This is a genomic window from uncultured Pseudoflavonifractor sp. (assembly GCA_904419835.1).
Classification (GTDB): Bacteria; Bacillota; Clostridia; order Oscillospirales; family Oscillospiraceae; genus Pseudoflavonifractor.
In genome coordinates this window covers 1-10265 of sequence record CAJFTA010000071.1, presented here as the reverse complement: position 1 = coordinate 10265, position 10265 = coordinate 1, and the positions used below count along the sequence as shown (strand labels likewise).

Genomic DNA, 10265 nt, shown 5'->3' with positions numbered 1-10265 from the left:
CTAAAGGGCTTGCCGCCTGCTCTCCACAGACAACAAGCCCTTTCGGTTGCTTGAACAATTTCTTCAAAAATATTGTCTAACTTTTTGGGGTCACTTCACAAAACACACCCGTTTTAGCGTGTCGAAAAACTTCGGTTGAACCGCATTCGCCTACGCCGGGGCGGGGGAGCGCGAGGGGGCAGCCGCCCGCCTCGTGTGGAATCGAATGCCCCGCAATGCCTTGCCGCGCAAGGCTTGCGGAGAGCGAAGCGAGGACTTTTGCGCCGTTGCGCGGCGCGAAAGTAACGGCATTCTTTTCTGTTATCCCTCCGCAAGGTCGGCCACCGCCCGGACGGCGGCGTCCACCTCCTCCCCGGTGTTGTACCAGGAGAAGCTGAACCGCACCGCGCCCTGCTCCGCGGTGCCCAGGGCCCGGTGCATCCGGGGCGCGCAGTGGGCGCCGGGGCGGGTGGCGATGCCGTAGTCCATGCTGAGGATGTCGGACACCTCGCCGGAGTCCATATCCCCGATGTTCAGGGCCACGATGGCGGCCCGGCGGGCCTGGGTGAAGTCGCCGTACACCGTGACTCCCTTCAGGCCGGCCACTCCGCCGTAAAACCGCCGCATCAGGGACTCCTCCCGGCGGGCGATATTTTCCACGCCGGTGGCCTGGATAAAGTCCAGGGCGGCAGAGAGACCCATGATGCCGTGGCTGTTCAGGGTGCCCGCCTCCAGCCGGGTGGGGTACTCCTCCGGCTGGGTTTTGCTGTAGGACTGCACACCCGAGCCGCCCACCTTGAAGGGGCGGATCTCCACCCCCGGACGGATGCACAGCCCGCCGGTGCCCTGGGGGCCCATCAGGCCCTTGTGGCCGGTGAAGCAGAGGATGTCGATGCCCATGGCATCCATGTCGATGGGGGCGGCCCCGGCGGTCTGGGAGGCGTCCACGATGAAGAGCAGGCCGTGGGCCTTTGCCACGGCCCCCACCCGGGCGATGTCAACCATGTTGCCCGTCAGGTTGGAGGCGTGGGTGCATACGATGGCCCTGGTCTCGGGGCGGATGAGGGCCTCGAAGGCGGACATGTCCGGATTGCCCCGCCGGTCGGCAGACACAAAGCTGAGGGACACGTTCCGTTCCGCCTCCATCCGGTACAGGGGCCGGAGGACGGAGTTGTGCTCCAGGTCGGTGGAGATCACGTGGTCCCCCGGGGACAGTGTGCCGCAGATGGCGATGTTCAGGGCTTCGGTGGAGTTGCAGGTAAAGACCACATGGTCCGCCCGGGGACAGTGGAACAGACGCGCCAGCTTGCACCGGGCGTCATACACCGCACGGGAGGCCTGAAGGGCGCTGCCGTGGGCGCCCCGGGCGGCGTTGCCCATGGTGGTCATGGCGTTCACCACCGCGTCAATGACCTGGGGGGGTTTCTGCCGGGTGGTGGCCGCGTTGTCCAGATAGATCAAGGGAACTCATCTCCTATGGTTTTTACGGGGTCACACCCACAGCTCCAGCACCCGGGTCTCCTGCCAGTGCATATCCGCGTCCGCCATGGCGGACAGAAGCTGCTCCCGGGCCTCCACAGGGGCCTTCCAGGCCAGGCCGCAGCCCGCGCTGATCTCACGGGGCACCGGGATCAGCCGGCCGGGCAGGCCGCTCCTGCCGCAGAACTGCTCCATGCCCATGGCGTCGGTGGTGGTGGAAAAGGTGATGATAAGGGCCGGCTTTTTCTCCCGCATGGCGGCCCTCAGGGACGGACGACCCGGCCGGCGGAGCTCATCTTCTCCACGATGTCGTACATGTTGGTGACGCCGCCCACCTGCAGCTTGTCGCTCAGGCCAAAGAAGTTCAGGCAGGTGCCGCAGGTGAGGATCTCCACGCCCTGGGCCTCCAGGCTCTTCAGGTCCTCCAGGGAGGCGGAGCCCTCGGTGGTCAGCTTGGCGCCGCCGTTGTAGAAGAGGATGGACTTGGGCAGGGTGTCCTGCTGGGTGAGGGCAAAGAGGAAGCTCTTCATCAGGGCGGCCCCCAGCTCGTCGCTGCCGGTGCCCATGCAGGCGGAGGAGACGGCCACCACCGTGTCGTTCCGGCCGGATCCGGCGGGCACCAGGCAGGTCTCGCTGTCGTCCTCCCCGGTCTGGGCCGCGGGGGCGCCGGTGACCTCCATCACCACCCGGAACTCCTTGTCGCCCAGCTTCTCCGACTTGACGGCGTAGCCGCTGTTGTTGGCCAGACGGGTCAGGTTCTGCACCGCGATCTCGTTGTCCACCAGGGTTTCCACCGTGCCGGAGCCGGCGAGCTCCTTGATGGCGTTCTTGGTCTTGATAACCGGGATGGGGCAGGGATCTCCCATGGCGTTTACCTTTTTCAGCATATCAATCAGTCCTCCTGTTCTGGATATGGATGGTTCTAACACAAATCGTTTACCCGGCGGCTTTGCCCCGGGCAATGAGGGCCGCACCCAGAGCGCCGGCGTACCGGCCCAGGGGGTGGGTAAAGACGGGCTGCCTCAGCTTCTGGGACAGCCGGTCCACCAGGTAGGCGCTGTCGCACAGGCCGCCGGTGAGGAGCACGTCCCCCTTCAGGGTATGCCGGGCGCACAGACCCGCCACCTTGCTCACCACCGAGTCCACCACGCCGGCGGCGATGTCCTCCCGCTTCTCTCCGGCGCCGATGTGGCTGATGACCTCGCTCTCGGCAAACACGGTGCACATGGAGCTGATGGCCAGCGGGGTGCCCGCCGACGCCAGAGTGAACAGCTCGGTCAGGTCCACGCCCAGACGGCCCGCCATAATCTCCAGGAACTTGCCCGTGCCCGCCGAGCACTTGTCATTCATGAGAAAGCTGGAGGGCATGCCGTTTTCCACGGTGATGACCTTGGTGTCCTGGCCGCCGATGTCCACGATGGTGCAGTCCCGGCCCAGCAGGTACCGGCCGCCCCGGCCGTGGCAGGTGATCTCGGTCACCGTCTTGGCCGCGTAGTCCACCGACACCCGGCCGTACCCGGTGGCGATGACCTTCATGTCCTCACCCACGGGATGGCCGCCCGCCTCCAGACGGCGGGCGATTTCGCCGGCGGTCTCCCTGCTGCTCCAGCCTGTGGGCAGGACAAAATGGTCCACCATGTCCGTCCCATCCAGCACCACAACCTTGGAGGCGGTGGAGCCGATGTCGATTCCGGCAAAGTACTTCATTTCTCAATCGTCTCCAGGAAGGCGGAAAGGCGGGTGTTGATCTGACCCTTGTCCGCCTGAGAATAGTCGGTCTCAATGTTCAGGTAGGGCAGGCCCTTTTCCTGGGTGACAAAGCGGCGGATGAAGAAAGCCTCCACATCGTAAGTATGACAGGATTGGAGCACAATTTCAATCACCCCGTCCACTGCGTAGGAATCAATCATCTCCCCGATGTATGCCCGGCGGCTGTCGTTGGGGCTCATCACCGAGCAGTTGATGTTGAGATACTTCACAGCAAGGGCGTGGTACACATCCGGGTCGGACTCGTCCACCTTCTCCACCTTTTCCCGGATGCCGTTGCAGGTGTCAAAGGCCACCACGTCGGCCCCCAGCTCCTCCACGGCCCTGATGATCTTCTCCCGTACGCCCGCGTTGGGGCAGCCGGTGACCAGCAGGCGGGGCCGGCCGGCGGGCAGCTTGTCCCTGCCCGCCTTCCACTGCTCCAGCACCTCCGCCGTCCGGGCCTCAATCTCGTCGCACCGCTGATCCAGGTCAAAGGAGAAGCTGCCCGCGTCCACACGGGTGCCCACCTCATAGCCGCTCATGGGGGCCGGGTTCAGCTTGCCCAGCTCCAGGTAGCGGAGCATCACATCCCGCTCCCGGTTCTTCCGCCTGATGGCCCGGCGGATGTCGTCCTCGGTGATGGTGATGCCGTAAAAGTCCTCCAGCTTCTCCTTGAAGGCGATGATCTGGTCGCGCCAGAAGGCCAGGGCGGCCTCGTCCCGGCTGTGAGGCAGCTGCATGACGTAGGTGTCCTTGAGCTCGCTGAGCAGCTCGAACATCTTCTTCTTGCCGTCGCAGGTGGTCTCGCCCACCACAAAGTCGGAGAAGTAGAAGTAGGGGCAGGTATCGGTGAGGGCAAAGCCGTAGCTGGCCTTGATGAGGGGGCACAGGTTCCGGGGCAGGTTGGCCTCGGCTGCGGGGATGGGCTCCTCGGTGAAGGCGCACAGCCCCACGGGCAGGGCCCCCGCCGCGTACACCAGCTCGGTGGGCACAAAGGAGCAGAACATGCCCACCACCCGGGCGCCCTGGTCCTTGAGCTGTTTCATGCGCAGAAAGCCCGCCTTCCGGGCCTCTCCATAGGTCTCAAAGTCGGCGGGCAGCTTGATATTGGTCTGTTCCATCTCAGACATCTCCCTTTTTCATAGAATCTAGACAATATAATAGGCCACGGAGTGGCCGGGAGCGGGCACGGAAGGCGCGCTTCCCCGGGTATGCTTCTTTATATGGCATGCCCGAAGCCGCAGGGGAAAAGTGATGGGCTCCATGGAGAAAACCTTCTGTCATAAAACGGTAGCACGGCTAAACCGCCTGTGTCAACGGATGGAGATCTATTATTAAAACATTGAAACTTCCGGCTGAATGATTAAAAAATCCAATCAATCATGGGCTGGAAAAGCGGGGAGCGCAGGGGAAGTTTACAGAGAGTTCACGGCATATTTACCCCGGGATGGTGGCGGCGCAGGGGAAGACGCGCTATCATAAAAACAGCATTGAGAGGGCCTGCTTCTGGAGAAGACGGACGCGGCACAGCTTTTCCCTCAGGCCCGATTTCGGTTATGAGGAGGACTGCGCTATGCTTCCCTGTCAAGGTAACTGCCCCGACTATCAGACCGGATGCCACAAACAGTGCCAGCGCTGGCGGGAATACCAGCAGCTCCAGCAAGTCCAGCGGGCCAAGAAAACCACCTATCTGCGCTTTTACCGTGAGCTGTGCGGTACCATTACACGCCAGCTGCGGGCGGACAGCGCCCGGTACCCCATGTGGTGAGCGGCGGAAACGCAGAACCATATAAGCATAAAAACGGTCCAATTCCGGATATATCACCGGAATTGGGCCGTTTTTTGCCTTAAAATTGCCGTGAACGATATGACGCCCGCAGCGACGTGGTGGAGGAAAGAGAGATTATAAGAGAGCCGGACGGACCCTTTTGGTTTATCTGGCTCTCTTTATAGACGGGGCGGTTAAAATCGATATTTTGAAACGCGAGTCATAAAACGGATGCACAGAAACAGAACCACATAGCCGGCCTTCTGGACCGAGGTGCGTTTGAGCCCCGGTCCCTACCTATCCCCGATTCTATTTACCTCCTTCTTCCAAAAATCCCGTGGACAGGGAGGAGATAAGGAAGAAGGAATCGTGAAGAGGAAATAAGTAAAAATCCCGAACGCATTCGGGATTTTTGGAAGGGACGGTTAAAATCGATATTTCCTTGCGATAAGAAAAAGCCGCCGCTTTGCGGCGGACCCAAACCAGAGCCCAGCGTAAGCGGGTCTGGTTTGGAAGCGAGGAGCAGCAAAATGAGCGCGCGATGAGTTTTGCAATGAAATGAAAAAACTCGTCGCAAGCGATATGTCGCTTGCGACGAGCTGTCATGTGTTGATAAAAAAGATGCACACTCCAAAGCCTTGCAGCGCAACGGTTTGCGGGATTGTCACTTTTCTGTTTCGTCCTTTTTGCGAAAAATACACCAAGCAATCCGAACCCCCGCATTATCAGCGTCTGGCGTTGTCCTGATATTTTCGCTCCAAAAAATCAAGAGACCGCTGAGAGGGGGCGCAGCCATATTCATACAATTCTGTGTAGATGCGAGGAACTTTCTTAAGCCGCTGATTCATATCATCCAGATCAAAAGAGTCCAGATCCAGGTCATCCCGGCCCAGCCACTTTTTATAATGCACATAATCGTCTCCGTTTTTCTGGCGAAATGCCTCTGCCAGACGTTCCAGTCCGCCAGTTCCACCGCAGTCCTCTATGATCCCATAGCCCTCGCCGGCGAGCACACGCGGCAGTTCACGGCCCGGCAGTTCCTTATCCTCCAAGATCGTCTCCAGAGTTACTTCTATTTCCCAGCCATCGCCATAATCATATTCCAAGGTCAGTTTTTCGCCTGTACATCCCTGGAGGACAGAGCGCATCTTGTAGGCAGAAGCATCAAAGGACTTTTCCCCTTCTCCCGGAAACAGCTCCTCATTGTTGAGCTCAAATCGCCAGATCCCGTCTCGCAATACAGTACCAGCGCCGGGCAGCGATGGATCTAATTTTGCGTTTTCACGAACCGGGACTGTGATGCAGAACAGGTGGCTGGCCTGCATCTCATACAGGGTCATCAGGATGTATCCCAGCCGGGCCATGGTAATATTGCCTGGGACTTGAAACCGGCGCCATATCTTCGGCTGGTAGTTATTCAGTTCAGCATAAAACTGATAGATCGGCTGCGATGCCATCCAGTGTCCGCCTCCTCGCCTTTCTCTCGTCCGAAATGGAATCCTAATTGTCCTCGTACCACTCCCTGCATTATACCATTCTCTTTCGGTTTTGTATATCGGAAATCATCTGCCACAGTGGTTTTAAGGGAAAGCACGGGGACGGCGATCCGCCGTCCCCGTGCTTTCCCTTAAAATGAGGGGCTTCCTGTCTTATTTCAGCCGTAGGATCTGCTCATACAGCAGGACATATTTCTGCCGGATCACCAGATCGCCGTGGTAATGTCCGAAGAAGTGATATTGGAACCGGCACCGCTGCCGCACCTCCTCCAGGAAGTCTGTGAGTTCGTCCGGCCTGGATAGCGTCTGGAGCAGTTCATTCTGGATGCTGGTGGGCGCGCAGTGCGTGATGATGTAGTCCACCTCCCAGCCTGTACGTTCCAGATTCCTTCGTGCTTCCTGGTACTCCTCCGGGCTGGGCAGCTCCTCTTTCCACCAGGATCGGTGGTCGATCCGGAATGCCGCCCCTCTTGCGTTGAGCCGTTGGAGCTTTTGAAGAAACTGGGGATCGTCCGGCTCCAGGATGCCGTCCTGGACATCGTGGCTGCTGGCTCCGCCCATGGCGAAGATCCGTTTTCCGCCCACGTTAAACACTTGCCCGCGCTCCAGCAGGAGCACCGAGGGCCGAATGCGGCGGATCTTCCCGCCGTGCCAGTCCTCCAGTGGGTATGTCCGCAGGGCATCATAGTTTTCATGGTTCCCCGCAACGAAGAGGGTGGTAAAGGGCCGGCGCTCCAGGAAGTCCAGCCCCTCATCATCCCGATGATCTCCGTACCATACGCCGCCCAGGTCTCCGCAGACCGTGACGAAGTCCTCCTTGGTCAAAGTCTCCTGCTCATAGAAACGCTCCGGCAGGAATCGCCGGAAGTCTCCGTGGGTGTCTCCTGTGATAAAGAATGCCATGATTTTGTACGCTCCTTCCTCAGCTTAGTTTCTTGTCCATCTCCAGCCCCGGATACCGGAATTTGATGTGGATGGTCTCCGTGTCCACTACCGTGATCTGCTCCACGGCCATGCGTACCTGCTCGTCATGGTATTCGGTGTTGACTTCCAGGTGGGTCATCCATTCCCGCAGCTCCGCCATGCGGGATGCCTGGGCCGCACTGTGGGTCTGGCTCTGCTCCGCGGACATGATCTGTTCTTGGATAGCTTGTTTTTCGTCCATCAGCGCCTTAAGCTGGGCGGTGAGAATCTCGTCATCCATGTTTGCCAGCACCTGATTCAGTAGCAGGGCCTGCTCCGCCGTGATGTCGTTCAGCCGCTGCTTGAGGGAGAGCAGGCTGGTGCCATCCGTCTCCTGGCCGGCCCAAACCAGCCGGGTGAAGTCCAGCATATCCGCCTTGACCTCGCTTCCCGCCTGGGCAAACTCATTGAGAGCCTCCAGGATTGCCCGGTGCAGTTTCTCCTCCTCCATGGAGGGGGAGCTGTGGCAGTATTTCGTCCCAAACTCCAGCCGTGAGACGCACCGCCACACGATGCGCTTTTTCCCGTTCCTGGCCCAGGTACACCGCCTATAGGGAGTTCCGCATTCCCCGCATACCAGGAGCTCAGAGAGGGCGTATTTGGCGGAGTATTTGCCCAGCTCCGTCTTTCCGTGCCGCTGCATCACCTTTCGCTTGCTGGCTCTGCGAGTCATCTCCTCCCGTACCCGATAAAACATTTCTTTTGGGATAATGGCGGGGTGGTTGTTCTCCACATAGCTCTGCATCCGCTCTCCGGTATTCTTTTTCACCCGTTTGCTGATACAGTCTGTGGTGTATGTCTTGCCCAGCACGGCATCTCCGATGTACCGCTCATTGGTGAGGATATTGTGAATCACCTGATAAGACCACCGCTGGATGGCTTGGGCGGTGGGAACATGATCCGCCTGCAGTTCATGCTGGATCTGGGCCAGGCTGCATCCGTCCAGATAGCGGCGGTAAATCCTCCGCACTGTCTTCGCCTCCTCCGGGTCGATCTCCGGCCGGCCATCCGCCCCTTTCCGGTAGCCCAGCAGCTTCTTATACTGGAATGGGACATGGCCCGCCTGCATACTCATCATTTTCCCCCGGATGATGTTCTCGCTGAGGGACTCACTCTCCGCCTGGGCAAAGCCACTGAACAGTGTGATGAGGAATTCGCTGGACTCAGTGAGTGTATTGATATTTTCTTTTTCAAAGATGACACCAATCCCGCGGGCCCGCAGCATCCGGATCGTATCCAGGCAGTCCACGGTGTTCCGGGCGAACCGGGAGAGCGACTTAGTGAGGATGGTGTCGATCCGGCCCCGTTTACAGGCGGCGATCATCCGCTTGAAGTCATCCCGCTTTTTCATGCTGGTGCCAGAGAGCCCTTTGTCAGCAAAGATGCCGGCCAGCTCCCAATCCGGATTTTCCTCGATCTTCTGCGTGTAGTAGGCTTTTTGGGCTTCGTAGCTGTTAAGCTGCTCCTCACTGTCGGTGCTCACCCGGCAGTAGGCGGCCACCCGCTGCTTACCGCGCCGGGAACTTCCAGCCTCGGTGAGCTTCTTCGTTGCCGGGATGACCCGCACCCGTCGTTCCAGTGTCTGTTCCATGTCCTGTCCTTTCCTGGCGGCCTATCGGAAGGCGACAGCCACCACGTTCTCTGCCGAAATTGTAATAAAAGAGACCACCTGCCGGATGCGGTTCTGATCCACAGCCAGCGGGTGGTTTTCTTCTTGAATGGGAATTGCCGGGGGACAGCAATCATATCGGGCCGAGGCGCCCTTCAAGATCAGAGAGAGCGCCTCCTCCGGTTTATTGGGAGATTCCAGGGCGCGATTGATGGCGTTGGTCAGGCGGATCACTTCTCCAGAGGGTTGGTAGCCTTCCAATCTGCGATTGCTGCTTTTCGTTCTTCAGTCCGATAAACCCCAAAGACGCAAGTGTCTATTGGCAAAGCGATAAGCTCCATTTGACTAAAGAAGGGAACGCAGAAATACTAAACAGGCTGGAAGATACAGTAAATTCGATTTAAAAGAGGCGGTGAATTAATGGAACTGTATGAGGGCGTCACCTACCTGTGCAGGTCGGACATGCTCCCATGTGTTTGGGCCCCCGGCAGCGACGGGACTGAATGGCAGTGGGAGGCGGTTACATGAGCAAGTACATCCAGCGTGTCCGACTTGGACACATCAAACGCCTGGCCCTGGTGACCGGCGGCGGCCGGAGCCTGGAGCAGGTCAGGGCGGCGGAACAGCCCGACCTCATCTGCAACGCCGGATTTTTTGAGGCCCTGGGCAGGCCCACCCACCACCTGAAGGCGGACGGAGTGGTGCGGGCGAAAGAGAGCTGGGGCTGCTGGGGCTACGCCTGGGACAGCGGCGGCGATATCAGGCTGTGCGCCCTGCCCGCCGGTGAGCGGGCCAGCTACATCGGCGGCTACGAGCTGCTCACCCCCATGGTGGGCATCACCGACGCCCTGAGCTACGGCTCGGAGCTGGGGGGCCGGAGAGGCCGCACGGCCATGGCCCTGGACGGGGAGCACCTCATCCTCTGCTGCTCCGGCGACGGCACGGCGGACGCGGCCACCCCTGAGGCGCTGCGGGAGGAGCTGTACACTCTGGGAGCTGAGACGGCTATCATGCTGGACGGCGGCGGCTCCAGTCAGTGCGACTTCGGCGGCGGGCGGGTTATCGACTCCACCCGCCCGGTGGACAATTACCTGTGCGTCTGGCTGACGGCGGAGGACAGCGGCAAGGAGGACACCATGGACAAGCAGTATACCGTGACGCCCAGCGCGGGCGTCAACATCCGCAGCGGCCCCGGCACCGGCTACGGCAAGGTGGGCGCCTA

General features: G+C 59.9%; 11 protein-coding genes. 2 read left to right on the top strand and 9 right to left on the bottom strand.

Going from position 1 to position 10265, the window contains the following annotated elements:
* Nucleotides 1–300: 300 nt before the first annotated feature.
* The 5 genes from QZY67_RS10750 to QZY67_RS10730 are packed head-to-tail and all read right to left on the bottom strand — an operon-like array spanning nucleotide 301 to nucleotide 4328.
* Entirely contained in the window at nucleotides 301–1440 is a 1140-nt protein-coding gene (locus tag QZY67_RS10750; RefSeq protein WP_295370224.1) for an aminotransferase class V-fold PLP-dependent enzyme, read from the bottom strand.
* A gap of 30 nt (nucleotides 1441–1470) precedes the next feature.
* Nucleotides 1471–1713 (bottom strand): DUF3343 domain-containing protein, encoded by a 243-nt coding sequence (locus QZY67_RS10745; RefSeq protein ID WP_295370222.1) that lies wholly within the window; start codon nucleotides 1711–1713, stop codon nucleotides 1471–1473.
* Between the two features lie 8 nt (nucleotides 1714–1721).
* Nucleotides 1722–2345 carry a sulfurtransferase-like selenium metabolism protein YedF gene (gene yedF / locus QZY67_RS10740; protein ID WP_295370220.1) on the bottom strand — a complete coding sequence of 208 codons (624 nt, stop codon included), beginning with the start codon at nucleotides 2343–2345 and terminating at the stop codon, nucleotides 1722–1724.
* Nucleotides 2346–2394: 49 nt separating this feature from the next.
* On the bottom strand, nucleotides 2395–3165 hold the full coding sequence (locus QZY67_RS10735) for an acyl-CoA dehydratase activase (protein ID WP_295370218.1): 771 nt from the start codon (nucleotides 3163–3165) through the stop codon (nucleotides 2395–2397).
* Nucleotides 3162–4328 (bottom strand): double-cubane-cluster-containing anaerobic reductase, encoded by a 1167-nt coding sequence (locus QZY67_RS10730; RefSeq protein ID WP_295370215.1) that lies wholly within the window; start codon nucleotides 4326–4328, stop codon nucleotides 3162–3164. The genes QZY67_RS10735 and QZY67_RS10730 overlap by 4 nt, the downstream gene beginning before the upstream one ends.
* A gap of 452 nt (nucleotides 4329–4780) precedes the next feature.
* Between QZY67_RS10730 and QZY67_RS10725 the strand changes: the two genes are divergently transcribed.
* Entirely contained in the window at nucleotides 4781–4975 is a 195-nt protein-coding gene (locus QZY67_RS10725; protein ID WP_294531704.1) for a hypothetical protein, read from the top strand.
* A 725-nt stretch (nucleotides 4976–5700) separates the two neighbouring features.
* Here QZY67_RS10725 and QZY67_RS10720 read toward each other — a convergent pair.
* From QZY67_RS10720 to QZY67_RS10705, 4 genes are all read right to left on the bottom strand, one after another.
* Nucleotides 5701–6432: a plasmid pRiA4b ORF-3 family protein gene (locus tag QZY67_RS10720; RefSeq protein ID WP_295370212.1), complete on the bottom strand. Its 732-nt coding sequence runs from the start codon at nucleotides 6430–6432 to the stop codon at nucleotides 5701–5703.
* Nucleotides 6433–6624: 192 nt separating this feature from the next.
* The gene (locus QZY67_RS10715) at nucleotides 6625–7374 is read right to left on the bottom strand and encodes a metallophosphoesterase family protein (RefSeq protein ID WP_006572398.1); all 750 of its coding nucleotides are present in this window, start codon (nucleotides 7372–7374) and stop codon (nucleotides 6625–6627) included.
* A 19-nt stretch (nucleotides 7375–7393) separates the two neighbouring features.
* Nucleotides 7394–9025 carry a recombinase family protein gene (locus tag QZY67_RS10710; RefSeq protein ID WP_295370210.1) on the bottom strand — a complete coding sequence of 544 codons (1632 nt, stop codon included), beginning with the start codon at nucleotides 9023–9025 and terminating at the stop codon, nucleotides 7394–7396.
* Nucleotides 9026–9046: 21 nt separating this feature from the next.
* Nucleotides 9047–9304, bottom strand: coding sequence for a hypothetical protein (locus QZY67_RS10705; protein WP_295370208.1), 258 nt, complete (start codon nucleotides 9302–9304; stop codon nucleotides 9047–9049).
* Nucleotides 9305–9567: 263 nt separating this feature from the next.
* Between QZY67_RS10705 and QZY67_RS10700 the strand changes: the two genes are divergently transcribed.
* A partial coding sequence (locus QZY67_RS10700) for a phosphodiester glycosidase family protein (protein WP_295370206.1) occupies nucleotides 9568–10265 on the top strand: 698 nt, incomplete at its 3' end.

What these genes read in the sequence shown, in the direction of transcription:
- QZY67_RS10745 (WP_295370222.1), bottom strand. Translation starts at nt 1,713, where the DNA reads ATGCGGGAGAAAAAGCCGGCCCTTATCATCACCTTTTCCACCACCACC.
- yedF (WP_295370220.1), bottom strand. Translation starts at nt 2,345, where the DNA reads ATGCTGAAAAAGGTAAACGCCATGGGAGATCCCTGCCCCATCCCGGTT.
- QZY67_RS10735 (WP_295370218.1), bottom strand. Translation starts at nt 3,165, where the DNA reads ATGAAGTACTTTGCCGGAATCGACATCGGCTCCACCGCCTCCAAGGTT.
- QZY67_RS10730 (WP_295370215.1), bottom strand. Translation starts at nt 4,328, where the DNA reads ATGGAACAGACCAATATCAAGCTGCCCGCCGACTTTGAGACCTATGGA.
- QZY67_RS10725 (WP_294531704.1), top strand. Translation starts at nt 4,781, where the DNA reads ATGCTTCCCTGTCAAGGTAACTGCCCCGACTATCAGACCGGATGCCAC.
- QZY67_RS10720 (WP_295370212.1), bottom strand. Translation starts at nt 6,432, where the DNA reads ATGGCATCGCAGCCGATCTATCAGTTTTATGCTGAACTGAATAACTAC.
- QZY67_RS10715 (WP_006572398.1), bottom strand. Translation starts at nt 7,374, where the DNA reads ATGGCATTCTTTATCACAGGAGACACCCACGGAGACTTCCGGCGATTC.
- QZY67_RS10710 (WP_295370210.1), bottom strand. Translation starts at nt 9,025, where the DNA reads ATGGAACAGACACTGGAACGACGGGTGCGGGTCATCCCGGCAACGAAG.